Source organism: Deltaproteobacteria bacterium, assembly GCA_015233135.1.
In the GTDB taxonomy this organism is placed as follows: domain Bacteria; phylum UBA10199; class UBA10199; order JADFYH01; family JADFYH01; genus JADFYH01.
This window is the reverse complement of the sequence record JADFYH010000005.1, coordinates 1-25,127: the sequence shown is the minus strand read 5'-3', so window position 1 is coordinate 25,127 and position 25,127 is coordinate 1. Positions and strand designations below refer to the sequence as shown.

Here is a 25,127-nt window from a genome sequence, read left to right as displayed (position 1 = left end):
GGAGGGGTTATGGTCAATTCGAATCCAATTGTCATAACACCCCCTGGAAAAACGATAAATCGTTATCGTTTTTCCTCATTAGCTTAAGAGGGGGTATTCATAATGAACAACACTAACGAAAACAAAAATCTCCAATTCACTTTCACCCAATTACTTTTGTTCCTTCTGCTCCAAGTCGCATTTTTAGGAGGGGCTTTTTACCTGGGGACAAAATTTGGGAATTCCAGCCCTGCGTTTGGCGAGAAAAAAGCGGTGCAAAAAGATGTGGAGCTCTCCAATTTATTGCCTCAAAAAAACCAGGAAAATGCGGTCGTGCCGGAAAGTGTTCCCGCTGCGAAAAAACTGAATACTTTTGAGAAGAGCAACACCGTCGTGCGAATCAAATCGAGTGCAAACTCCGAGTATACCCTGCAAATCGCCTCCTTTCCCGAAGAAAGCTCTGCCATACAAGTGGTGGGTGAGTGGAAACAAAAAGGTTATATGGCCTATCTTTCGGTGGAAGATATCCACGACCGTGGGAAATGGTATCGAGTGAATATTGGAAATTTTGGAGATGAAGAATCGGCGACTGAATTTGCAAAAAAAATCAAAGAAAAAGAAAATGTGAGTCCGCAGGTCGTGTTGACGGAGCAATAGTGCATTATGGCCCGAAAAAAAATTACCACCACCATCTATATCACCCCCGAGCAAAACGAAAAGCTCAAGACCTTGCACGAGAGAACCAAGGTGCCTACTGCAGAGTATATCCGCCAGGGGATTGATTTGATTTTGGAGAAGTATCAGTCCAATTTACCGGGTGAACAGCTGAGTTTACTACATTCTTTCGGAGACTTATCTCGGAAAAATTAGTACCTCGCTCTCGCTCCTCGCAATAACATCAAGAAAAACTCCTCAGCGCCTTCAACACCGCTTCCACTTCTTGAACCGTATTCGAATATCCAATGCTCATCCTCACCGTTCCTTGAGGATAAGTGCCAAAGGTCTGATGGGCCCAAGGCGCGCAATGTAGGCCCGGACGCACTTGGATACGAAATTGCGCATCCAGGGCGAGAGCAAATTCTTGGGGATTTAATCGGGGATGTTGCAGAGAAATCACCCCCGCATTTTGTTTGACCGGTGCCGCAATCACTTTCAGCGAGGGAATATTTTTTAGACCTTCCATAAATTGCTGGAGCAAGTTTTCTTTGTGCTGACGAATTTTTTCCACTCCCGTGGCTTTCAAAAATTTTAGTGCTGCACCCAGGCCCGCAATGCCCAGCAAATTATGCGAACCACTTTCGTGAATATCGGGCCAGAATTTTGGCTGGGTATCTTCTTCCGAAAAAGAACCGGTTCCCCCTTCTTTTAAAGTTTGAAGATCTAGACCCTCGCGAACCCAAAGTCCGCCTGTCCCTAAAGGCCCCAGCAAACTTTTATGCCCCGGAAAGGCAAGTAAATCGATTTTGATTTTAGTCACATCCAAAGGGTAAGCCCCTAAGGTTTGCGAGGCATCGACTAAAAGTGGAATCCCTTTTTTAAAAGAAAAATCTGAGAGAAGTTCCAAAGGCAGCAAGGTACCTGAAACATTGCTCCCCTGCAAAAAAGCCAGAAGCCTGGTAGTAGGGCGAATAGATTTTTCTAAAAGTTTAAAATCAAGTTCTCCTTCGAGACTGACCGGGATTTTCGTAAATTCAATTTCTAAACGTTTTTTCAGTTCATGCAAGGGACGGCAAACCGAGTTGTGTTCTATACCAGAAACCACCACATGATCTTTTAATTTTAAAATTCCTTTGAGGGCAAGATTCAGGGCGTCCGAGGCATTGAGTGTAAAAATAAGGCGTTTGGGATCTTTTGCAGCAATGAGATCGGCCAGGTCTTCTCTCACTTCATCCAGCAAATCTTTGGCTTCAAAGGCCTCTTGGTAAGCCCCTCTTCCGGCTGAGGCGCCACATTCGGATAAATAATTTTGAATGGCTTCCGCTACTCCAGGGGCCTTGGGAAAGGAAGTGGCGGCATGGTCTAAGTAAATGCGTTTTTGTGGGTTAGTACTCATATCTTCACCAAGTGAGTGATCGATTCAATATGATAAGTCTGAGGAAACATATCAAGGACCTGTGAAAAATCGTGCTGGTAACCCAAATCGATCAACTTTTTCACATCCCGAGCCAAGGTAGCGGGGTCGCAGGAGACATAAATCATTTCAGGAATATTCAAGGTAGCAAGCACTTCCAGACACTCCACGGCGCCTTTGCGGGGCGGATCCAACAATACCCGATCAAAAACCCTCTCCGCTTTTTTAAATTGGTCCAGGGCCCGAAAGCTGGAAGACTGAATAAATTCAATATTACGGCGATGTTCTTTTTTTATTTTTTCCTGCGCCTTCTGCACCGCAATTTCACCCAGTTCTACAGCTGTTACTTGTTTAACCTGAGAGGCCAAATCAAAACTAAAATTCCCCTCCCCTGCATAAAGCTCAAGCAAATTTATTTTTGGATTTAAATTTAAATATTCTTTTACCCTCTCTTTGAGAACTTCATTTTGCAAAGAATTCACCTGAGAGAAGTGCTCTTCTTTTTGATTCGCAAAAGTTTGATTTTTTCCTGGAAAAGAACTGAGTTCAATTTCGTGAGCACTGGTTTTCACTTGAGGGATTTGTTCATTGATTGCATCTTCGGCAATCAAACACTGCCGAATAGGCAGCACTTCATGAGAATGAGGTTTATAAAAACCAAGACGACCTTGCTTAGTCACCTGAAGCCGAATACGGTTTCGATAATTCCATTCTTTTGGAGAAGCAAGTGGAGCTAAAATTCGTGGCGTCTCAATTTTAGCAATGCGCTGCAAAGCCTGCTCCAGCAGCTGATGCTTGTAACGCAGCTGATCTGCATAGCGAATGTGCTGCCACTGACAGCCCCCACACTTATAAAAATATTCGCACTCCACTTTCACTCGCAAGGAAGAGGCTTTCACAACTTCTAAAAGCTCCGCTCGGGCATAATCTTTTTTATCTTCTATAATTTTTATTTTGAGCACATCGCCGGGAACGGCATAAGGGACGAACACTTTTTTCCCATTCAGTTCACTCAGACCTTCACCACCAAAGGCCAGTTGAGTAATTGAAATTTCAAGGGGAGTTTTCATACTAAAATTTAAAAATGCTGATAGCCCTTTATGGAAAATTTAATTTCTTTTCCCTCTAAGTCCAACGCGCTGATCCCATATCTTTGAACTTTGATTTTCCCCAAAAAATGCAAAGGGGTTTTCAACTTCTGAAAAAGACCCATAATAGCTTTCCTATTTTTCTCAGAAGAAGAAAATAAAAGTTCATAATCTTCTCCCCCACATGCCACAAATTCCTGTTCTTTGTCTTTTGTCTCAGAAGGCCAGCTCGGATTTTGTGGTAATTTTATTTCAGCCCCAACTTTGGACGCCTCACAAAGTCGCTCTAGATCTAATAATAATCCATCACTCACGTCGATCATCGCGGTGGCTATTTTTTTTGTGGAAAGCAAATGGCCTTCTTGTAATCGAGGAAGTGGGCAAAGATGCTTTTGAATATAAGGTCGAAATTTTTTTTGATCCAAATTTTGTTGCAAGGCATAAAGCCCCAGGGCCGAATGGCCTGGATTCCCGGTCACCCAGAGATCCTCCCCTACTTTTGCCCCCGATCGATAAATCGCATTTTTCACTTCCCCGATTAGAGTTAAAGAAAGCCGCCATTTATCCGAGGCGTCGGTGTCTCCGCCAATCAGCTGAACTCCAAATTGCTGACAATATTTTTGCAGCGCTTTAAAAAAAGTTTTCAATTTTAAAATGGGTGTTTTTTTTGGAAGCGCCAGAGAAAGCAGTGCCCATCTGGGTTGTGCGCCCATGGCGGCCAAATCGCTCAAATTAACGGCCAAGAGTTTGGAGGCCAGTTGAGTCACAGCCATCCAGCGAAAGGAAAAATGAAGCTCTTCTTCCAGGGCATCTGTCGTAAAAACTAATTGAGAATTTTGAAAAGGAATAACTGCTGCATCATCCCCCACCCCTTTGAATTGCCCCAAAAAACGATGGAGCTTTTTTTCGCCAAATTGTTGGAGAGTTTGCATCTTTGATTCTACCTAGCATCCCAGAAATTTCCTGAGTCGAGGCGTCTTGAGGAGGGTACCGCAGGCGTACTGAATAGTACGTCGAGGATATCCCGACGAAAGACAACGAAGGATCAGGGAATTTCTGGGATGCGGTGCTACTGAATTTCCTTAAACCCATTCGCATCCACGCCTATAAACACAGGGCTGATGAGAGCCTCACGCGAATCGTCAAATCCTTTTAAACCCGTCACTCCATTGTAATTTTGAATTTGAACCAAGGCAGACTTTACCTGATCCTTCGCAGAAACTTTCTTGTTTCCCAAGGCTTGGGAAACAAAACGAACGATATCATAGCCCATGGCTTCCAAACTGGAAGGCGCATAGCTGTAGGCATTTTGAAATTCACGATTAAAGTTTTGAGTAATTTCTTTGGTAGAATCTTTAAAATAAAGATCTACAAACAAACCGGAGTTTAGCGAATTGTTGAACTTGGAAATAATCGAGGCATCGTTCCAGGCATTGCTACCGATGACACTTAAGCCCGAAAGTTCGGCTTTTTCAAAACCCGCCGCAATTTTGCCAATGTTTTGATAAGAATCAGGGATAAAAATGGAATCAAATAATTTTCCATTTTCTTTAACATTAGTACTATTCAGCTTGAGCTGACGGAGTTCTCCGGTGAGATCGGCCTTTGTGGGCGCAAAGGATTGCTTCGATACAATTTTTACCCCATAGCCAGAAACCTGACTTTCAAACTCGCTTAAAAATTCCTGCCCATAATTATTGTTTGGATAAAAAATGGCCAAATGATTTTGATCTTTCTGGCTCGAAAGATGCTTGAGGATGGCCCTGGTCTGGGCGGCTGGCGTCAAACTAAATCGGAAGATATTTTCACCCAAGGCAGGAATATCTTTTTTCTGGGAAAGGGCCACCAGTACCACCCCCAACTCTTTTGCCTTGGCCGCTGCCGTTTCCACTTCTGCGGAAGGCAAGGGACCTAAAATTAGGCTCACTTTTTCCTTCACCAATTCTTCCACCAAAGTGGCCGATTTTTGTGCATCGCCCATCGAATCTTTCACCAGCAACTTCACATTGCTCACCCCTCCTTTACATTCGGGTTTGAGGGAAGCCGCACATTCCATCCCTTTTAGGGCGTAATTTCCATACTGCTCTAACTTTCCGCTCAGGGGCAGAATCACTCCAATCTTAATCCCGTTTTTGTTATCGATCACGGGAACCGCCGCCGCTCCCAAGCCTGCCAATATTTTGTTGGCCTCCTCCACAAAGTTGTGTTTGGGATATTTCGACACATAGCGCTTGAGATATTCCTTGGCCTTGGCATTATTTTTCGATTCGTAATAAGATTTCCCAATCTTGAAATCCAGAGAGGCCCCGCTGCTTTTTCCCCGATAATCGAGCAAACGACGGTCTATCGCCTCTATCGGCGTGGCCAGCTTTACCCACTCCTGAAACTGCTTTTCCACTTCGGCTTTGGAGGGGGCTTCTTTTCCAAATTGTTTTTGGATCTCCGCATCGTCGGAAAAACCTTCATATTCATCCACCAGCAAAGCCAGATAAAATGCCCTTTTATTGACATCTTCCTTGCCCAAGATTTTCAGGGCCACCGAACTCATTTTTACTTTTTCACGAGGGTCGGCATATTTGGGCTCCACCATTGCGAAACTCGAAAGGGTTTCACCCATTTTTTGCAAACGATAATAACAGAGGGCCAATTTCAAATTCGACTTGGATTTAATTTCCAGACTGGGACTTTTCTTGATGAGGGCTTTGAAGCTTTGAACGGCTTGAGCATAATTCTGCCTGAGCATCAAAATCTGCCCCAGTCTAAAGTCACTTTTATCACTCAACTCATTGTAGGGATATTGCTTGAGATAGGCCTTGTAGAGCTTATCTGCTTCCTCATAGTTGGCAGTTTCAAATAATTTTTCAGCCCTATTAAAATCTGTTTTGGCCTCGGAGCTCACAGCATTGGGGTATTTCACTTTGGAGGGAGAGACGCTTCCTGTGGTGCCGCAATGGTTCAGAAAAAGCAGCATGAGTACTAAGATTATAGATGAGATTGTTTTCTTCATGATTAAACCTTTTATTTTATACTCATGTAGCTCCCTCCCCCCTGGAGGGGGAGGGTCGGGGAGAGGGGGAACAAAAAATACCTTAATTCAATATTGTACTTTTCTGTTATGCACCCTCTCCCTGCCCTCTCCCGTCGAGGGAGAGGGTGGGGAATAAAAATTGCGTAACATGAGTTATTTCTGTAATCTCTTCGAATTTTTCACCTGTACAATCACAAACTGATCCCCTCCAAGGCCATAATCTTTAATGGAGTAAACCGCCTCTCCCTTTTGGCCGGGAACCAGCTCTATTTCTCTTTCCCCCATTAAGGTGGGCACAATCAGACTCCCCCCTTGAGCTGCTTTTTCGGGGGAAATGGAAACCTCGCATAGAACATTTGGGCCGTCAAACGTAAAGGACGCTTCCTTTTTTAGGTAAATTTGAATCACCAAATCGCCAGCAGAAGCCGCACGGGGGGCAAAAGAACCCTTGGCCACCACACGAATTTCCTGGCCGTGCCTCACTTTAGGAGGAAGGAGATAATTTAATTTTTCCTGATGGGGCAGCAGACCTTTTCCACGACATTTTTTGCAAGGATCTTGAGGAATACGGCCCAGCCCCAAACACTTGGGGCACTTCTTTTCTATTTTTTCCCAGCGATGCGCCGTCTGAATATTTCCCAGACCAAAACAATAACTGCAGGTGGGTGATTTTTTTCCCGCTGCTGCCCCAAGCCCCAGGCATTTTTCGCAGCGCAATTCCCGCCAGTAAACAAAAGTCTCTTTTTTACCCAAAAAGGCCTCTTTCAAACTCAATTCCGCCACCTGAAAAACATCTTTGCCTTTTTGCACCGTACTTTGAGCTTGAACCCCAAAAAGTTCATCAAAGATATCGCTATAAAATTGGGTGTTTTTGGAAGTATTAGCTTGAGGCCGATGAATCGCGTGAAGCAATTCAGCATTGTCGGTGAGATACGCATAAGCCTCGGCAATTTTTTTAAACTGATCTTCCGCCGCCTTGCTGCCCGGATTACGATCGGGATGATACTGAAAGGCCAAATCGCGAAAGGCCTTTTTAATATCGTCGGGTTTGGCTCCTTCTTGCAGGCCCAAGATTTCGAGGTATTTGAGAAGTTTCATAAGGATGTTCTAAATTTAGGAGTTTTCTGGGTAAAGGACAAAGCTGTCAAGTGTGGCCTTTCGTTTTTCCCAGTCGGATTTTTTTGCTGTTATACTTTAACCGGGCACAAGTTTTTCATTTTTAAAAGTTTGGAAATTGAGAGTAAGTAGAGAATCTAATTTCTCTTTATGCTGGTCGTGTGTATGCGACAAACACTCCTCAATCGCTTTCTTAAACTTTGCAAAATCTGAGTAATATTTCGAGTACAAACATTCCTTTTTCACAAATTTCCAAAGCCTTTCAATTAAATTCAAATTGGGTGAATAGGAAGATAAATACAATAGATCTCTTTTATTAGTAAGCAGATAAGTGTTGAGAATAAAAAGGCGTGTGTTTAAAATTTCTTGGTGAAATGGGAAAATATACAAAATTTGAAAGCTCCAGCATTCCGTCGAGCGACGGGTATTTCCCGTCGGACCTTCGAAAAGATGGTGGAAGTCATCAAGCAAGGATTGAAGGAAATTCGGAAGCATCCTCACCGTCGTCGTCCCTGCAAATTGAAAGTAGAAGATCAGCTTTTAATGACGCTGATGTACTGGAGAGAATATAGGACTTACTTTCACATTGGACTCGACTACGGTTTAAGTGAAGCTTCAGCCTGATTCGCAGTTTGAAGATTTTTAAGATTTTATCGGAACGCTATAGAAATCGTCGTACACGTTTTGGACTAAGAAAAAACAATAACTTATCTGTAAATTAATAAAAGAGGTCTAATTAAAAAAGCCCCCCGATTCATCCTGAAAAAAGCAGTTGTATCGCTTTTTCCAGGTCAAGGTTTTGAAATTGTTCCAGATTGAGGCGGGGGCCATTCACCCGGAAGGAGGCGTAGCATGCGCTACGTGGACTGACGGGGGAATGGCTCCCAACGAAGAGCTGGGACAATTGCAAAGGCTTGCTAGATTCGGTTACTGCCGAATCTAGGTTCCTCGGAGGGCTTTTTTGCAAGCTGGGGTGAGGAAAATGAGTTCTCCTCTGTCACCCGTTTGTTTTTATAGTTGAAAAGTCCTTCGTAAAATTGAACAATGAAAATGCATCGGACATCGAAGTGGAACACCTCCAAAGCAGGAGTCAAGCTATGCCCATGCTTATTTTAGATAAAGAGGACCTTCAAAAAGAGCTGGAATTTGAGGTAAAGTGCGCTTTGACAATTAAACCAGAAGATAGAATCAAGAAACTTCACTTACTTTCCGAACATGTTTTAAAACTTGCAGGAAAATATGAAACGAGAAGACCTTATCAAATTATTAAACGAAGTGCACACTGAGTATATGCTCATTGGCGCTGAAGCCTGTGCCCATCATGGTCATGTCCGAGCGACTCAGGACATCGACATCCTGATCAATCCAAGCGAAGAAAATATTAGCAGAGCCAGGAAGGCACTCGAAAAATTTGGTTACGACACCAGCGATGCAAGCCTCGAAGATTTCCAGACCAAAAAAATTCTCTTTCGCCAATACTGGTATGCCTTGGATATTCATCCCACAGCCAAGGGAATAGAAACAGAAAAAGGACTAAAAAATAAAGTGCGTGGTATGTTCGAGGGAGAGCCCACTTACTTTGCCTCTTTAGACGACCTCATCAAAATGAAAAAAGCTGCCGCTCGCCCCAAAGATTTGGAAGATCTACGTTATTTGGAAGAAATTCAAAGACAATTGGCATTACAAAAGTCGTCCTCTAAAGATTAATTCAGCGCGTCAGTGAAACCTGGATTGCAACAGCTGAATTTCAATCTCATGGGAAATCACACAGTTTCCCAAATTGCCTTACCATTTTGTTTTCTAATTAAAAAAGCCCCCCGATTCATCCTGGAAAAAGCAGTTGTATCGCTTTTTCCAGGTCAAGGTTTTGAAATTGTTCCAGATTGAGGCGGGGGCCATTCGCCCGGAAGGAGGCGTAGCATGCGCTACGTGGACTGACGGGGGAATGGCTCCCAACGAAGAGCTGGGACAATTGCAAAGGCTTGCTAGATTCGGTTACTGCCGAATCTAGGTTCCTCGGAGGGCTTTTTTGCAAGCTGGGGTGAGGAAAATGAGTTCTCTTCCGTCACCGTTTTTTTTGTACGGCGCTACCAATTGGTTGGCTTATGAAATTCGCCTATAGAATCATTTAAGCTTGAAGGAAATAATGATTCTTTCAAAGCGCTAGGTCGAATCGTTTTGAAAAAGTCAGAATTTCTTAACAAGGTTTGGCTCGGATGTTTATGTGGATTTAATATTCCTACTTTTTTTCTAAAATCTGTTCTGATGATCTGAATAGGTGCCAGTAAATCCGAATCGTTTGAAATCACTACTGCTACTTCAAAATCATTCTTATAGGCATCTTGCAAAAGATGAGTTGCAAGATTTACATTAGATCCTTTTTCTTCAGTTTTGATAACCTTAACATATTTTGGTTTATTACGTGGGGAGTCTGCTAATGGCATCATGACTTCATGGCTGAGATAATGCCCCAAAATAATTTCTACATTAGGTAGTAGCCGAAGTGCCCGAAGATAAGTTTGCTGTCGAATAGGTTGTTGAGGGTCATTAGGTCTGGGTTTCACAAGGGCTGTAAAATATTTTATTTTATGAATTTGATTTTTTGGCAGCATCACCTTGCACATGTTGGCAAGATTCAACCATTTGAATGGTGTTCCCTTAAGAGCTCCAAAATAAAGATTAAAAGCATCTACGTAAATATTTGTTTTCATGAAATGAAATTATATTAGAAAAGCAAAAGCCGCCCGAAGGCGGCCTGCGCCCTGTGCCGAGGCAACAGGGGTAGTATTGAGGATCATGGTGCAACAGATGATCTCTATTGTCAATCCTTAGGATGCTGATCACAAAAAAAAAGCCCCCCGATTCATCCTCGGAGGGCTTTTTTGCAAATTGGTGAGGAAATAAGTTCTCCTCCGTCACCATTCTTTTTATTTCGATTGACACTCTGTCGCTTAAAAAAGACAATCAATCATGGCAGATGATATTTTATTCGAAATTGAATTTTATCAAAATGAATCAGGGAAGTCCTATTTTATAGACTGGTTAGAAGGATTAGATCTTAAAGATCAAGCTCGAATTCGTCATCGCTTGACACGATTAGAAAAGGGAAATTTTGGAGATCATTCTTCTGTAGGAGATGGGGTCCAAGAATTAAGATTCTTTTTTGGACCGGGTTATAGAATTTACTTTGGAAGAGAAAAAAACAAGTTAATCCTTCTTTTGAATGGAGGAGATAAGAGTTCTCAAAGTAAAGATATAAAAAAAGCAAAAGAGTATTGGAATAACTTTCTCAGGGGTAAAAAATGAAAAATTTAAAAAAATTTAGAGAGTATCATATCGGCAAATTAAACACCAAAAAAGCTGCTAAAATTTACTTAGAGGTAGCCTTGGAAGAATATGAAAAAGATCAAGACAAGGCTAGCTTCCTTCAAGCCATTCGTGATGTTGCTGAAGCTCAGGGAGGCCTCTCTAGGCTATCCGAGCGCACCTTATTAAATAGACAAAACTTATATAAAGCCCTTTCTGCAAAAGGTAATCCCACAATAGAAACAGTGGGAGCTATTTTGCAGGGGTTAGGATTTCGTTTGTCCATTCAATCTCTATCCAAAAGCGCTGCTTAATTTCCCAACAATTCCACACGTTCAACAAAACTAAAACCCCAAATGTGAGACAGCGACCACACGGGAATTAATCATCACCTGAAATTAAAAAAGCCCCCCGATTCATCCTCGGAGGGCTTTTTTGCAAGCTGGGGTGAGGAAAATGAGTTCTCCTCCGAATGAGTTCTCCTCCGTCACTGTTTTTTGTTTTTTCTATTTTTTATTCTGAAAATCCAACTCCCCTGTCCAGAATTCGGACACTTGGTTCATCTAAATTTCATTTTAATGCACCTATTCCTGTGGCACAGTCATTGCTTCATCAAACTTCATCTAATTCTTGTTGCCCTATAATAGGTATATGATACCCTATATGGAGTTTGATCATGAAAGCCGGTTTATTGCTTCACGAGAAAATTATTAACGAAGATGCCTCAGTGGTAGAAATAAAAATATGGCAGCTAGAGAAAACAACTCATTATCCATTGGGAGTGAAATACTCTCTTTACCTGGTTAAAAATGGCGAAGTGTTGGTAGGTTATGACAATCATTTTCCAAAAGGGCCACATAGGCATTACGGAAAAACTGAGACTGAGTATGAATGGATGAGTATTCAAAAATTAATTCAGGATTTTAAAACGGATGTGGAGAAATTTTTAATATGAAAGCAAAGACCATAAGAATTAAAACATTAGACGAAGGGCTGAAGGATTTTTCAAAGGCCTTCAAAAAGGCTCAAAATGGCAAGGGGGGTAAGACCAAAAGTGGAATTTATTTTTCAAGTCTGGAAGCCGTTCGAAAAATTCTGACACCGGAACGTATCAGAATTCTCCGCTATTTAAAACAAAAACAACCAGGCTCTATCTACGAACTTGCCAAAGCTCTGAACAAAGACATGAAAAATGTATCACAAGATTTGTTTTATCTTTCAGAAGTTGGGCTGGTAGAGCTTGAAGAGACACGAGCCAATAGAAAACAAGTGAAACCCATTCTACTTTCAGATCATGTCACTCTGGAATTAGTTATCACCTGAAAACTACCCAAAAAAAAAGCCCCCCGATTCATCCTCGGAGGGCTTTTTTGTAAGCGGGGGTGAGGAAAATGAGTTTTTTATTTTTTCCGTTTTACTTCTCCCCTTTATTCTCGTATGGCCGAGAATTGGCTAAAAACGAGGTAAAAAATGGCAACAGAAAAAAACAAAAAAATAAAATCAAAAACCAAGAATTCTACTCTAAAAGATACTCCTGAAAAAGACCGTTATCTGGCTATTGTTCTGGAAGATATTCGAAGTCAGTTGAAGGCCGTGAATGAAAATACCGATCTTCAAAAAAAGGAGCTTTCGAAAGAAATTTCAAAAGAGTTGAATGAGTTTAAGATGGAGGTAAGTAGATCTTTTCAACAAGTGGATATGAGGTTTTTGGCAGTAGATAAAAAATTTGATAGCATAGACAAAAGATTTGATGCTGTAGATAAAAAATTTGATGCTGTAGATAAAAGATTTGATCGATTGGAGGAAGAATTGAAAAAAACACGTCAAGAATTAGGAGAAACCCGCGAAGAGTTAAATGACAAGATAGATCAAGTAGTTGAAAAAGTTGAAAAACAGGATCTTAAAATTAAAGAGCTCGATCATAGAATTTGATCACAAAAAAAAAAGCCCCCCGATTCATCCTCGGAGGGCTTTTTTGCAAGCTGGGGTGAGGAAAATGAGTTTTCCTCTGTCACTGTTTTTTTATTTGATCAAATTAATGAATACTCCGTGCTGTTTCTAACCACTCAGTACCATTACTAATCAAAGTCAAAGTACTATACTGTGTTGGCGTCCAATCCGCACTTAAGCGAATGTCACCACCACCAGATAGTGCACCATTATTCAAGATTTCGCCTGCATTTGCTCCAACCCACTCGATTATAAGAACTTGGCCTTCACGGGTTGATTGTGTAAGAACGATGGTACGGTTTGCCGCTACTGCATTATCTGAGTCCAATCTAATATAGGACTGCCCAGTATTTCCCGATTCTGCAACAACTTGATTATCAGCTGTAATGTGAATAACTGACGCAGGGGGAGTTAATCTCACATTTTTAGCAACATCTAGATTCCCAACCACCGTAGTTGTTGCACCGGCATTACCCACATTCACTGAGGTTGCTGTAGTAGCGCCTATATTTAAAGCACCCGCTGAAGCGGCGTCAAGGCCATTACCTGCTGTTGCATCTAGGGTAGTGAAATGTCCAGCAGCGGGGGTTGTTCCTCCAATCGGGGTACTATCTATTGCTACAGCATTCAACGCACCAAGATTACTCACAGCAAAAACGGGTGGATCAAAGGAATCATCACCACCAGCATGTAAACCATTTAAGATCCCCAAACCTCCATCATGAGCCACATAAAAAGTAGGGTACCCAGTCGACTCCTCAAGCAGAAAACCACCCTTAGTATGACCAACATCAGCCTGAGAGATTAAGTATCCTTGAGTGGTAGCGTTACCAGTAGTTCCATCCACGGTAAAGTAACCACCGTTACTATCACCCACTCTTAACCCTGTGGCTGTTATCCTTGCCCGTTCAACTCCGTCGGCTGAGAAGCCGAGGACATCATCGGCAGGCTGGAATATCCCTGTATCATGGTCAGCGTCACCAAAGATTAATCCTGGGAGAGCGTTAGTGCCTGCGGCTAAATTCGTCTGGCCGCTTGAAACAGTTAGCGTAGTAAATTTACCAGTGCTTGGTGTAGTTGCTCCAATTGTAGTAGCATTGATACCTGCAGTACTCAAGATAGTTCCCGATTCATTGGGAAGCGTGAGAGTGCGATCAGCCGTGGGCTCGGCAACCGTTAAAAGAGTTTGAAATGAGTTCACCGTTGCTCCTTCAAACAAAACACCACCCTGTGCATCACTCGAATCAAACACCGCCTGACCTGCAGTGAAAGTGTTAGAAGCTAAGGTATCCGAATAACTCAATCCTACGGTAACTGCCGCAGTTTCAGAACCAGAGCCCGAAACCGTAACGCCTGTACCTGCTGCAATTGTCGCCACATAATTTCCTGTAGTATCGGTTCCCAGAGCTACCGAGTCAGCAGCAACCGAGGTAGCAGCAGCTGGGGCTGCCCAACTTAAGTTACCAGCTCCGTCTGTTTTCAAAAATTCATTCACACCAGATCCATCACCGACAGGAAGGATGTAATTGACAGGCCCACCCATAGCATCTGCAGGGGTAAAGGTTACATATTTCCCAGCAGTATTAGAATACATTTTTATTATGCCACGGTTTGAACCAGCAACATCTCCAAAAGTAGCGTTCCCGATAACCCCGAGGGTGCCATTTATTGCAGTATTTCCTGAACTTCCCGTCACATTAAATTTGTTGGTGTTGACAGCAATGTCTCCTGTTATCGCTGTATCCCCTTCATAATCGACGGTGAAAAGAGGTGATCCACCGTTATTTTCAATCGCAAGCAATATCTGATCTGCGGTTGTGCCCGTAGGTTCAATCAGTACAGCGGCATTGTTAGCAGAGGCATCTCCATTATGTATAAACTTAGCTTGCCCATCGGCAAAAAGTTGCCCATCAATGGTGGCTGTGCTGCTTGTTTCTAAGGTCGTAAATTTACCAGTGCTTGGTGTAGTTGCTCCAATTGCAGCAGCATTAATACCTGTACTTGTTATGGTTACCTGTTCAGAATTACCAACCGAAAAACCAATCACATTTGAGCTAGGATTGTATATTCCTGTGTCCGCATCTCCTGTAAAAGCAATTGAGGGCGCAAGTGCTGTCCCTGGTGATTCAACCGTCGTCTGCCCCGTTACAGCAAAAGCTCCAGAGGCACCTGTAACGGTTACTGTACCCGTAGCTCCGATGCTTGCATCACCTCCCATTGTGGTTGCAGTTGGAGTTCCGGAATTTCCAACTAGAATTTGTCCTGTACTTAGTGAGGCCAATTTACTGTAAGCAATCGCGGCACCTACACCAATATCGGCGTTTATAACAGATGCACACCCGAGGTTACCATTGGCAGCAATACTGCTGGCAAATTGATTTGTACAGCCGCTAGGAGTTGCAGCCAAAGCCGTCGCCGTATCAGCGTTTCCTGTAATTGCACCCGTGATACCTCCTGTCACGTTTAGGGTTCCCGCAATAACGGTATCCCCTTCATAATCGACGGTGAATAGCTCAGAAATGCCACCGCTGGTTTTAATCGCAAGAAGTTTTTCATTTGTTTGTGCTGCAGTCGAAGGTTGAATTAGTACAGAGGCACTACCAGAGGTGGTATCTGTCCCTCCATCACCAGGATTTTTAGTAAACAGAGCTTGTCCAGCTGTGCTGAGAGTCCCCGCCACTACTGTATTTCCACTTGTTCCTGTCACGGTAAATTTATTGGTGTTGATAGCAACATCTCCCGTCACACCTAGGGTTCCTGCAACTGCTGTATTTCCATTAGATGCCGTGACATTAAATTTGTTTGTATTGACTGCAACATCTCCATCCAACGTAGTCGCACCAGTTGCATGTAACGTGGTGAAAGTTCCTGCAGCAGCAGTACTTCCACCAATCACAGCACCATCTAGCGAAGAGACCACTGGGGCGGCCCAACTTAAGGTACCATCGCTTCCATTTGTGGTTAAAACTTGATTCGCACTTCCAACAGTCCCAGGGAGGGTGAAAGTGATATTGCTTGCTACGCTATCAGGGGCTTTAAGATCCACATAATGGGTACCGGCATTATCATAAAGGGCCAAGCCCGCCTTTGCACCACCAGAACCTTTAATGCCAACAAGACCATCGAGAAAGGCCAGTAGAGGGTCGTTTGCACCCGAGACATTAAAGGTCCAGGCGAAATCAGCAGAACCCGCACCAAAGGTGCTAGTACCAATCTCGGTGGTATCTAAATTGAGGGTAATAATATCACCACTGCGAGCGGTATCAATTCCATTGGTACCCCCCGCCAAAGTAATTGTTGAGCCATTTGCAGAGCCACCAGCATCTGCCGTGAGTGCCGTAATTCCGGAGCCCCCAACGCCGCAGGTGACTACGCCAGCAACGGTGCTTAAAGAGCCACAGGTGGTATAGCTGCTCTTACTCAAGGTGACTGTTCCCGCCAGGTTCACTGCTCCCGCCGCATAAAGATCACCGGCTTTATTTACGGTCAGAAGGTCTGTGCTACCATCTTTCACCGCCAAAAATTTTCCACCGGTAACAGCACCACTCCCCGGTTGAATCAGAAAAGCGGCGTTTGCGGAAGTGGTGTCGGCCGGGGCTTTGGAGACAATCACCTGACCGCTGTAGGTATTGGAACCCGACCAGCTCAGGCTGGAAGCGGTGTTTAAGTTGATTTGTCCACCACTGGAAGTAAGCCCGGTACCTGCCAGGGCATCGGGGACTGTAGAAGCCACACCCGAACAAGTGAGAGCGGTAGTGGCCGTGGTGGCTGTGGTGGCGCTGGTGGCCGTATTCGCATGCAGGGCATACACACCCGATTCATACTCCGATCGGGGGGTCATCTCGGCATCGCTTCCGACCGCAATGCCCAGGCAAAGATGATCGGCCGCAGTCACAGCGGCTTGATGTGTGGTGTCAAGAGTCGTGAGATCCAAGGTGGTATTATAAACCCCCGAGCTGAAGCTGACGGTTTTGCTAAAGGTGGCAACGGGAGCGGTATCGTCACAAGTGGCGTACAGATTAAAAACCATGGCAGTATCGCTAGTTAAGGGATTGCCGCTAGTCGCATCAACAATATAGCCCTGAACCGGCAAGACAGAACTGGCCGAATGCAGGGGAAGGCTGGCCAGCGATAGGACCCCCAAAAGGGTAACGGACAATAACGGGTGGCGCTTGAGTTTCATTTTTTTCTCCTCGGCTTGGTTTGTTAATAAAAATTTTTATTTATGATTCGTAGTCGTCGTCGCGGTCGTGCCTTGCACACGCTCTTTATTCATTTCTATAGAGGGATCGATTTGCCGATAATGGGCGCTTTGCTGAACGCCTTGAAGGGCGGTGGAAGAACCCAAACTCACTGCCCGAAAATTGGTGGAAGAAGAAACCGTGGCAGCCCCTGCCGCAGTAGGCGAAGCAGGAGATACAGTCACCGTGCCCGTCCCCGTACCGGAAGTATCGCTGCTGGTAGAAGACCCAGACCCGCAGGCACTAAAGGACAAAATGGAGATTGCAAGTAAACCAAGATATTGCTTTTTCAAGGCAGCCCTCCCGTATTCTCCTCCCCTGTCGAGGGGGAGGGAGTTTTTTATTAAAAAAAATTTCTCTGTTTAAGTAAGCAAAAATAATACCAAAAAAAAAAAAACTGTCGTTTAATAAGTATCTAAAAAATAAAAATTATTTTTGCTTGGAAAATGTCAGAGGGGAAACGGGTAAAGAAAAAATGGAAAATTTTTCCTTTTTGAATTTGAGAAGGTAGGAAATTTTTGCCTAGAACTGCCTGGAATTGTTAACCGTTGTTAAGGGGTGGAGGAAATTGGTGAAGGGATATTTAGTCCTTCCCCTCTCCCCCAAGTGGAGAGGGGATTGTTGTGTAACCAAGTTATTACTTGAGTTCCGCAGATTTTAAGAATCATTTTTTTGCTAATTCTTGGCAAATGCTTATCTGAAAAGCATTTCCCCTCTCCCCTTGAGGGAGAGGGTTAGGGTGAGGGGTCTTTCTAGTGCACTCAGGATCACCCTCTCTCTGACTCTCTCCCCTCAAGGGAGAGAGGACTTTGAATCAGTTTTCATTTTTAAAATCTGCGGAACTCAAGTTATTACAAATATCGCGCAAGGTGAACGATAAATGCAAAATTACATCACTAATGTAATTTTGCATTGCTTTTTTACATCTTGGAAAAAACTATAGAATGGGGCTCTCTCCCTTCGAGAGGGGGGATTGCTAAATCCATCTACTGACGGATTTAGGTGATTTACCCCAGGCCTCCATAGGGAAGCACCTGGATATTTTTTGTTTCCGGATAAGGTTTATCCACCGGGGCCAGCACAAACACCTTTGTCTGGGGGGCTTTTTTGAGAAAGGCCTCTGCAGCACGAAACACATAGGTTCCCGGAGCCTGTTCTTCAGTTAAAATATAGGCGCTCCTTTGCCTTTCCCGTTCCAGCACCCAATCGATGCTGGATTTTCGGGAGGATCGATAATGGCAAACCTTCACCTTCACTCCGCTATATTCAAACTGGGCAAGACATTCATTGAAGAGCCAGGTTTTGAGCAACAGACGAGGGCTTCCCCCCAAATGATAACAGAGACCCGAATCGAAAAGATAATACTGTGCCTTGCCTGTTCCGAGTCGGTGGGCGTTCAGTCGGTTCAGCACAAAAACACTCTCCAGTGCATCCAGATGATTTTTTATTTTTCTGGAATCCACTCTTAAGGCCAGCGAAATCTCAGCCAGCGTGGGTTCCTCAAGCTGGGGAAGGATGGACAAAATTTCCATCGCCAGATCCCCGCTGATTTTCGCCCCCCGAATTTGCTGAATATCCCGATAACAGGTGGTTTCAAGCCACGAATCAAAAGCAGCACGCCTTTCTTCTTCACTTCTTAAAAAACAAATCCCGGGCATTCCTCCCTGATGCATTCTTCGCTGAAGATTTTTAAACGGAACAGCAGGGCTTGAAAAATGCCCACTCACCCAGGGGTTCGAAAACTTTTTTTCTTCACTTTCTGCCAGGGTAAGCGGGTAAAGCCTGAAGATGCCAATGCGTCCCGTCAGCGATTCCCGAATGCCCGTTTTCTGCGAAAACTCGGTGGATCCTGACAACAGAAAACGACCCGGTCTGCGTTTTTCATCCACCCGTACCTTGATCGCATCAAACAGATCGGGGGCTTTTTGGACTTCGTCAATAATGAGCGTTTTTTCCACTTCCCTATCCAGAAAATAATTGGGCCGTTTTTCAGCCTGACTGCGCAACTCTTTGTTGTCCATGGTTTGATAGAGGGCCTCAATATGGGTTGCAAGCTGGTCACGCAACAGGGTGCTTTTACCCACCTGGCGAGCGCCCAGAATTCCCAGCACAGGCCACAATTTAAGGCGTTTCAAGAGGAGAGGAAGGACATGTCTGGCGCGTTGGTGAGGCATAAAACATTGTAGGTAAGTATGTCGATTTTTTGCAAGTATTTGTTAAAATCGAACATACTTATTTTTGTTGAATTGCTAAATTTTAAAAGTGGACTTTTAATAATCCCCTCTCCCCTTGTGGGAGAGGGCAGGGTGAGGGGTTCATTCACTTGCTGCTAAAATTTGACTCAACACCCCTTCACGATTTTCATAAAATTCAGAGTTCCAAAAATGTAATACGTTGGTATCCTTCTGCTTTCAACCATTCATCTCGTTTCTTATCTTTATTTTGAGCTGCAGCATGTTGCCCACCGTCCAATTCAATAACAATGAGCTTCTCAAGACATACAAAATCTACAATGTATGGTCCAAGAGGATGCTGTCTTCTAAATTTCAATCCATTTAATCGCCTCGATCTTAAATAATACCAGAGATCGTTTTCTGTATGAGTTGAGTTTTTCCTGAGAGATTTTGAAAGACAAATCAATTTACTCATTTTTCCCCTCACCCTGCCCTCTCCCCCAAGGGGAGAGGGGAATCGTCTTTAGTTCACTTTTAATTTGAAATATAGGGAATTTTTATTTTATCCCCCTCACCCTCCCCAGCGAATCTCAATCTCCAGCCCTCCCCCTTCGGCATTTCTGGCCTCAATCTTGGCACCCATGGCTTGCACCGTGGCTTGCGCAATAGCCAGGCCGATGCCGGTGCCCTTGGTTTTGCGGGTGAGTTCGTTTTCAACGCGGTAAAATTTTTCGAAAATCTGCTTCAGTTCCCTGGCCGGCACGCCCGGGCCTTGGTCTCTCCAAATCAGCTGCAGAAAGGATGGGCCGCCTTTGACCTGCAAACTGAGATTTTTCCCGGCGGAGGCGCGGGAGAATTTGATGCTGTTTTCCAGCAGAATCAGCAGCACCTCTTTGAGGGCCTCGGGCTCGTATTGGATGGCAGGAAGCTCCCCTTCTATATTCAAACGAAAAACAAAACCTTCGCGGGCCGCCAGTTCGGCAAATTGCCTTTCCCAGGCCTGCAAGTCCTGTAGCGGGCTTTGGCGGATGAGGTTGAGGGGACAGGTCTGCTTCTCAAGCCGGGCCATCTGCAAGACGTTTTCGATGAGACGCGACAGGCGCTCGCTTTCCTGGTGAATGTTGCGGTAATACTCCTGCTGTTTACTTTCATCTTTCACCCAACCGTCTTCCAGCATTTCGCTGTACATACGGATGGACGTGAGAGGCGTCTTGAGTTCGTGGCTGACGGCGGCGACAAAATCCTGCCTTTTTTGGGAGAGGCGGATGTGCTCGGACGAAGAACGGTAAATCCAGAACAGGCCCAGGGTGGCAAACAAAAACAATCCCCCCGAAAAAAGATTCAGGTAAAGACGCGTGGAAATTTGCGGCCAGGATCTCCCGAGGATTTCCCAGCGAATAGAGGCGAGGGGATAATCCATGGGGTGTGAATAGAGGATGTTCTGCGGATTGGCAGCGGCCTCCACACGACCATACTGCGCAAGCGGCTGTTTCTCATACATCCAGCGAGCGCCGGAAAATCGCGGCAGATCGGAATTGTCAAAACTGCCTTGCATCAGCGCTTCAAAAAAGGGCTGGGCCTGCAGCACAAAACCCTGCAGATACATTTTTTCTTCTACCCAAACCCGACGAAAGAAAATGAGAGAGGCCCCCGAAACCTTGGCCTGAAAGGGGTCGAGCCAAACCACGGAGGAAGGGGCCTTTTCACGAAGAGGCGTTGCCTCGGCCAGCCCTTGCCCAGTTGCAGCCACTTTCCCGCCTACATCACCCAAAAACACTTGTGGTTTTGGTTTTTCCAGGGGCAACGACTTTAATGGCATCGGCTTTTTGGATTCTACAAAATTTTGCTCAAAAGTCTTCACAGAGCCCGCAGGCACCGCCTCTTGGCGCCTGGCCACTTGCGACTCAAGCTCTGCAGGGGCAAAATCCAGTTTCTTATCGTTATCCTTCATTGCTCCCTGAATTGCCGAGGGAGCAGGAGCAGCGCTCTCCAGCTGTTTTCTGCGGATCGGATTGGGATAGATATTGGGAAGGACCCTTGCTTTCGGTTTACCTTCGCCCTTCACCGAACGATCGGCAAAGGCGCCCTTCATTCCCTTTCGAAAGTCCGAGGTGCTTTTTTCAATCTCCTTTTGTTTATTGAGGCGCAGGGAATAATCCGGCAAGGCCTTCGCCTCCTCCGAAGCGGGGAGATAAGGCGTGCTGAAACTTCCATCGGGATCCACCTGAAAATAGCCAACCCAGCCTTTGGGATAACCCAGATTGGACAAGGCGGACGCACCAAAAAAACGATATTCCTTAAAGGAACGCGCGTCCTCCAGATTCAGCAAATCGCTCATCTGCGCCTGCATCTGGTTGTAGACCTTCGTACTTTCGGATTCCCACAAACTCTTTTCTTCGATGCCCATCTGACGATAGGAATTCAAAAGCAGAAAGAGGAGGCCCAGCTGCAGCAACAAAAAGAAGGCAAAAAATTGGAGGCGGAGTTTTTTCATATCAAGGGAGAGGGGAATTAACTTTTCCTTATCCTAAATTTTAAAACTGCAGTCGAAATTTATCTGATTTGCTCCCTCCCCCCAGGAGGGGAGGGAGATCTAATTGCATCAAAAACTGCAGTTTTAATTTTTAGATGGCAGAGAGGGGAATGGAGGCATCCTATATCCTTCCCCCCGCACCGTAATAATCAGTTTTGGATTCTCTGCATCCACCTCAATTTTCTTGCGCAACTTCGTAATATGAATATCCACCGTCCGCGTATCCATCTGCGCATTGGGATAACCCCAAACCTCTTTCAACAACTCCTGCCGAGACACCGGACGCGCGGTGTTTTTCATGAGGTAACGCAGCAAATCCACCTCTCGCCGCGTGAGCTCGAGTTCTGCCTGCGGCGTCTGCAGGGTGAGATTGAGCGGATCCAGCGTTAAAGCTCCCCAAACAATTTTTTGTTTTTCCACCTGAAGTTTAGGACTCCGGCGTAGCACCGACTCACAACGTGCCAGCAACTCCCGCACCGAAAAAGGTTTGGTGACATAATCATCCGCCCCCAGCTTGAGCCCTTGGAGGATATCCTCTTCATCCCCTTTTGCCGTCAGCAGGAGGATGGGCTGGGCCCTGTCTTTTTTTCGCACCTCATCGCAAATCTTGAATCCATCCACCTCAGGAAGCATCACGTCCAGAAGCAGCAGATGATAAGCTCCGCTAAGGGCCTGTTTTAGGGCCTCTGCCCCATTTTCGACCGCAGTCACTTCGTAACCGTGATAGGTGAAAACATCAATGAGACCCAGGCGTATGCTGGCTTCGTCTTCGGCGATCAGGATTTTATTTTTTTCGGCTCTCATAAGCATTATCCTTAATCTCCCCCTCTTAAGCTAAGAGGGGGTTGGGGGGCGTTATGAACAATTTGATTCCAATTTAATTAAGGTACTTTTCTTTCACAGTAACTCCCCCTGCCCCCTCTTAGCCCAAGAGGGGGTGGAAGCGGAAATACACTCAAAATATAGCAAACTCCATTCTCACTCTTTGTAAAACCTTTGTAAAAACTCCCTCTCTTCTTTTTACAATCAAAGGCCTCATTTTTTGAAACGGCTTCCTGCATTGTGTAAAACAAGAAAGGAAAACACCATGAAAAAAATATTAAAAAAAATTAGCCTCTTCACCCTCCTCATCACCCAAGGGCTTTTGCCGGCTTGCAGTGCGGGGGCAAAAACGGTGAGGGAGACATCAAACACGATTCTAAAGGAAACCCCGCAAATCAGGGCCAGGGCCTCGCTTTCGCAGAGCAAGATCCTGCAAGGATCAGACGGCGTCGTCTATCTGCAAATCGATCTGGATGCACCGGAATATTCACGAGGCTTTGTGTCGCAGCGAAGGCCCACCGATTTCGTGGTGGTACTGGATCGCAGCGGCAGCATGAGCGCTGCTAATAAAATGGAATATGCTCACCAGGCCCTGCAAACGCTGGTGCAACAGCTGTCTCCCGAAGATCGCTTCGGACTGGTTTCCTTCGATGATACGGCCGAGGTTCATCATTATTTGAGCCCGGTTTCTGCGGTGGAAAAAGCCCAGCTCCAGCAAAAGATCTGGGCGATTAATCCCCGGGGGAATACGAATATCTCCGCGGGCTTAAGTTCGGCCCTTCAGATGATACGCGAAAACAACAGCCCCTACCGTTCGGAGAGGATACTGCTCATTTCGGATGGCCTCGCCAATCGCGGAATTGTGAATCCTGAAGCCCTGGCCAACCTGGTTTCTCCCCAATCTGTTTATGGTTATGGACCTCAGGAACAGGGGATGTTTTCACTTTCGAGCATTGGAGTGGGGCTGGATTTTAATGAATACCTGCTCTCCAACCTTGCCGATCATGGACGGGGCAGCTATCACTATCTGCAAAACCCCAGCGGCATGTACAATATTTTGTCGGAAGAATTCCGGGTGGCCTCTTCCATTTATGCCTCAAACCTGCAGCTGCAAATCGATTTACCTCCCGATATTTCACTGCTGGATGCCTCCGGATACCCCATCAGCCGTGAGGGAAATCATTACACCGTTCAACCCGGGCATCTCTACAACGGACAGAAAAAAGTGATTTACCTCAGCCTCGGCCTGCCCAACTCTTATACCTATCCCTCACGACCCATCGGAAACATGGCCCTCTCGTTTTATGTGCAGGGAATTTTTTATCAGACTCCCCTTATAAACTCCGATCTTTACGTGGCCTGCCTGCACCCTTCACAACGTTACGAGGCCGAAGAATCCATCAACAAAAAGGTGTATGAAGACAGCTGGACCAAAAACAATTACGGACGAGCCCTCCAGGAAAGCGCCAAGAAAATCTCCGAGGGGAATCCACAAGGGGCCTACAAAGTAATACAAGACTACAAATCGAAGGTCTCGGAAGCCAATGCTGCCGCGCCTTCTAGCGCACTGGCGGGTCAAATGAATGCAGCGGATAAAATAAAGTCAGACATGGACAAGGCTTATGGAAGCGGCAAACCCGCAGAAAGCCTCAATAGCCTGGGGAAAGGCCTGCATTATGAGGGAATTCAGCAGCAGCGATAAAAGCAGAGAAACTGAAGCAATCCAACAACAAATTGGAGTCCTCTCGAGGAAATTGGGCTGCTTGCCCTGTATCCCAATGTTGAGCGGGGAACCATAAATTGAAATGCAGCTGTGCAGGGGCTAGAGGAATTAAGGTCTGCTCCCTTACATTCCACAAATTTACTTCTCGCCCTCCAAGCACAATAAAAAAACTCAGAAGTGAAGGCGTCCAACGAAATCCCATTTCGTTGAATTGGGTATTCAGTGAAAGTTCAGGATGTCGAAACCGGATTTCTCTAAAACGAGAACCAAGGCCATAAGCCCCTTCTCCGCCTCTTGCCGTTTGTGCCACTTCTCCTGTTTCGAAATTAATTCTGCGTGTCACTTTCCGCAGATGGGTCTCATCGCTATAATCCGTCCAGGAGCTGAGATAAAGGGAATGGGGCTCGTCGCAAGCAAACTCGAAATCAATTTCGCGATTGTCCACAAGATGATTTTGATCGTGGTCCATTCCATCGTTCAAATAAACAAATAGTCCATTGATCAGGTTTTCATTTCGAATTTCACGGTCACAAACGGAAAATTGTACTCGAAAACGGTAAGTCCCATAACCAAAGGAATCTCGACTCACAATTTCGCTTCCCCCACTGGGCCCTGATAGCGCGGGAGAAGGATTCGAAACGGAGCGCCCCTGCAAATAAAGTCGCCCGGGATTAGCCCAAAAAAAGCGAGATTGCCTATCCCCACGCAAATCAAGATTCCACGCCCTATTGTTTTGGGAAAAATCAGTAAAAAAGCTGCTGCTCTGCTGTGGCGCAGCCTGGCAGTGAACGGAATGAGGCGGGTTCAGCTGTTCATTCGCACTTAACACAACCCGAGTAATCAAAAGGCCTAAGGATTCATAAATATTCATAACCTAAGCAGGTATCGTCTGGTTTCCAAAAATGTTGCTAAGTTTTAATTAAAAGGATGCATTTAATTACTGGGGGTAAAAAAGAGCAAAAAGTAAGAAAAGTTTAATTTTGCTTAGAGATAAAAAGAAGGCGAGGATTTCTTGGTTTGAAAAGGACAAGAAAGGAGCCTCGCCTATGATCAGCTACGAACTGATCGTTCGGATAGAACTAGCGGAAGATTTCGG

General features: G+C 45.0%; 23 protein-coding genes and 2 pseudogenes. 11 read left to right on the top strand and 14 right to left on the bottom strand.

The window, feature by feature from the left end:
• The first annotated feature begins 102 nt into the window (after positions 1–102).
• Entirely contained in the window at positions 103–636 is a 534-nt protein-coding gene (locus HQM15_02455) for an SPOR domain-containing protein (GenBank protein ID MBF0491625.1), read from the top strand.
• Between the two features lie 6 nt (positions 637–642).
• Positions 643–849 carry a ribbon-helix-helix domain-containing protein gene (locus tag HQM15_02450; protein ID MBF0491624.1) on the top strand — a complete coding sequence of 69 codons (207 nt, stop codon included), beginning with the start codon at positions 643–645 and terminating at the stop codon, positions 847–849.
• A gap of 28 nt (positions 850–877) precedes the next feature.
• On the opposite strand, the gene HQM15_02445 is transcribed toward HQM15_02450, so the two are convergent.
• The 6 genes and pseudogenes from HQM15_02445 to HQM15_02420 form a co-directional block, all read right to left on the bottom strand.
• A complete protein-coding gene (locus HQM15_02445) occupies positions 878–2,032 on the bottom strand; it encodes an aminotransferase class V-fold PLP-dependent enzyme (protein ID MBF0491623.1) in 1,155 nt (384 codons plus the stop codon).
• Positions 2,029–3,120, bottom strand: a complete 1,092-nt coding sequence (locus tag HQM15_02440; protein MBF0491622.1) for a class I SAM-dependent RNA methyltransferase — start codon at positions 3,118–3,120, stop codon at positions 2,029–2,031. Before HQM15_02440 ends, HQM15_02445 begins: the two co-directional genes overlap by 4 nt.
• 8 nt (positions 3,121–3,128) lie before the next feature.
• Positions 3,129–4,070 (bottom strand): thiamine-phosphate kinase, encoded by a 942-nt coding sequence (thiL, locus tag HQM15_02435; protein MBF0491621.1) that lies wholly within the window; start codon positions 4,068–4,070, stop codon positions 3,129–3,131.
• Positions 4,071–4,207: 137 nt separating this feature from the next.
• Positions 4,208–6,145, bottom strand: a complete 1,938-nt coding sequence (locus HQM15_02430; GenBank protein ID MBF0491620.1) for a penicillin-binding protein activator — start codon at positions 6,143–6,145, stop codon at positions 4,208–4,210.
• Positions 6,146–6,319: 174 nt separating this feature from the next.
• Complete coding sequence (locus HQM15_02425) at positions 6,320–7,264, bottom strand: J domain-containing protein (protein MBF0491619.1); 945 nt, start codon at positions 7,262–7,264, stop codon at positions 6,320–6,322.
• Positions 7,265–7,360: 96 nt separating this feature from the next.
• Positions 7,361–7,591, bottom strand: a pseudogene (locus HQM15_02420) (transposase).
• An 84-nt stretch (positions 7,592–7,675) separates the two neighbouring features.
• On the opposite strand from HQM15_02420, the gene HQM15_02415 reads away from it, so the two are divergent.
• The 3 genes from HQM15_02415 to HQM15_02405 all read left to right on the top strand — a co-directional run bounded on the left by HQM15_02415 (position 7,676) and on the right by HQM15_02405 (position 8,989).
• Complete coding sequence (locus HQM15_02415; protein ID MBF0491618.1) at positions 7,676–7,906, top strand: transposase family protein; 231 nt, start codon at positions 7,676–7,678, stop codon at positions 7,904–7,906.
• A 413-nt stretch (positions 7,907–8,319) separates the two neighbouring features.
• A complete protein-coding gene (locus HQM15_02410) occupies positions 8,320–8,568 on the top strand; it encodes a hypothetical protein (GenBank protein ID MBF0491617.1) in 249 nt (82 codons plus the stop codon).
• On the top strand, positions 8,522–8,989 hold the full coding sequence (locus tag HQM15_02405; GenBank protein MBF0491616.1) for a hypothetical protein: 468 nt from the start codon (positions 8,522–8,524) through the stop codon (positions 8,987–8,989). The genes HQM15_02410 and HQM15_02405 overlap by 47 nt, the downstream gene beginning before the upstream one ends.
• 380 nt (positions 8,990–9,369) lie before the next feature.
• Here the strand turns inward: HQM15_02405 and HQM15_02400 are convergent, their stop codons facing one another.
• Complete coding sequence (locus tag HQM15_02400; GenBank protein MBF0491615.1) at positions 9,370–9,993, bottom strand: NYN domain-containing protein; 624 nt, start codon at positions 9,991–9,993, stop codon at positions 9,370–9,372.
• Positions 9,994–10,252: 259 nt separating this feature from the next.
• Here HQM15_02400 and HQM15_02395 point away from each other — a divergent pair, with 259 nt between their 5' ends.
• From HQM15_02395 to HQM15_02375, 5 genes are all read left to right on the top strand, one after another.
• Complete coding sequence (locus tag HQM15_02395) at positions 10,253–10,588, top strand: type II toxin-antitoxin system RelE/ParE family toxin (protein MBF0491614.1); 336 nt, start codon at positions 10,253–10,255, stop codon at positions 10,586–10,588.
• Positions 10,585–10,902: a putative addiction module antidote protein gene (locus HQM15_02390; protein MBF0491613.1), complete on the top strand. Its 318-nt coding sequence runs from the start codon at positions 10,585–10,587 to the stop codon at positions 10,900–10,902. Before HQM15_02395 ends, HQM15_02390 begins: the two co-directional genes overlap by 4 nt.
• A 362-nt stretch (positions 10,903–11,264) precedes the next feature.
• A complete protein-coding gene (locus HQM15_02385) occupies positions 11,265–11,543 on the top strand; it encodes a hypothetical protein (protein MBF0491612.1) in 279 nt (92 codons plus the stop codon).
• Positions 11,540–11,911: a helix-turn-helix domain-containing protein gene (locus HQM15_02380; GenBank protein MBF0491611.1), complete on the top strand. Its 372-nt coding sequence runs from the start codon at positions 11,540–11,542 to the stop codon at positions 11,909–11,911. The genes HQM15_02385 and HQM15_02380 overlap by 4 nt, the downstream gene beginning before the upstream one ends.
• Positions 11,912–12,058: 147 nt before the next feature.
• A complete protein-coding gene (locus HQM15_02375; GenBank protein ID MBF0491610.1) occupies positions 12,059–12,520 on the top strand; it encodes a hypothetical protein in 462 nt (153 codons plus the stop codon).
• Positions 12,521–12,623: 103 nt separating this feature from the next.
• On the opposite strand, the gene HQM15_02370 is transcribed toward HQM15_02375, so the two are convergent.
• The 6 genes and pseudogenes from HQM15_02370 to HQM15_02345 form a co-directional block, all read right to left on the bottom strand.
• Entirely contained in the window at positions 12,624–16,721 is a 4,098-nt protein-coding gene (locus HQM15_02370) for a hypothetical protein (protein MBF0491609.1), read from the bottom strand.
• A gap of 36 nt (positions 16,722–16,757) precedes the next feature.
• Positions 16,758–17,033: a hypothetical protein gene (locus HQM15_02365; protein ID MBF0491608.1), complete on the bottom strand. Its 276-nt coding sequence runs from the start codon at positions 17,031–17,033 to the stop codon at positions 16,758–16,760.
• Positions 17,034–17,786: 753 nt separating this feature from the next.
• Positions 17,787–18,953, bottom strand: a complete 1,167-nt coding sequence (locus tag HQM15_02360; protein ID MBF0491607.1) for an AAA family ATPase — start codon at positions 18,951–18,953, stop codon at positions 17,787–17,789.
• 141 nt (positions 18,954–19,094) lie between these two features.
• A pseudogene (locus HQM15_02355) lies at positions 19,095–19,428 on the bottom strand (endonuclease domain-containing protein).
• Between the two features lie 96 nt (positions 19,429–19,524).
• Entirely contained in the window at positions 19,525–21,447 is a 1,923-nt protein-coding gene (locus tag HQM15_02350) for a HAMP domain-containing histidine kinase (GenBank protein ID MBF0491606.1), read from the bottom strand.
• 123 nt (positions 21,448–21,570) lie between these two features.
• Entirely contained in the window at positions 21,571–22,296 is a 726-nt protein-coding gene (locus HQM15_02345) for a response regulator transcription factor (protein ID MBF0491605.1), read from the bottom strand.
• 277 nt (positions 22,297–22,573) lie between these two features.
• Between HQM15_02345 and HQM15_02340 the strand changes: the two genes are divergently transcribed.
• Positions 22,574–24,010, top strand: coding sequence for a VWA domain-containing protein (locus HQM15_02340; GenBank protein MBF0491604.1), 1,437 nt, complete (start codon positions 22,574–22,576; stop codon positions 24,008–24,010).
• On the opposite strand, the gene HQM15_02335 is transcribed toward HQM15_02340, so the two are convergent.
• Entirely contained in the window at positions 23,958–24,902 is a 945-nt protein-coding gene (locus HQM15_02335; protein MBF0491603.1) for a glycoside hydrolase family 16 protein, read from the bottom strand. The two genes, HQM15_02340 and HQM15_02335, sit on opposite strands and share 53 nt — an antisense overlap.
• Positions 24,903–25,127: the final 225 nt, after the last annotated feature.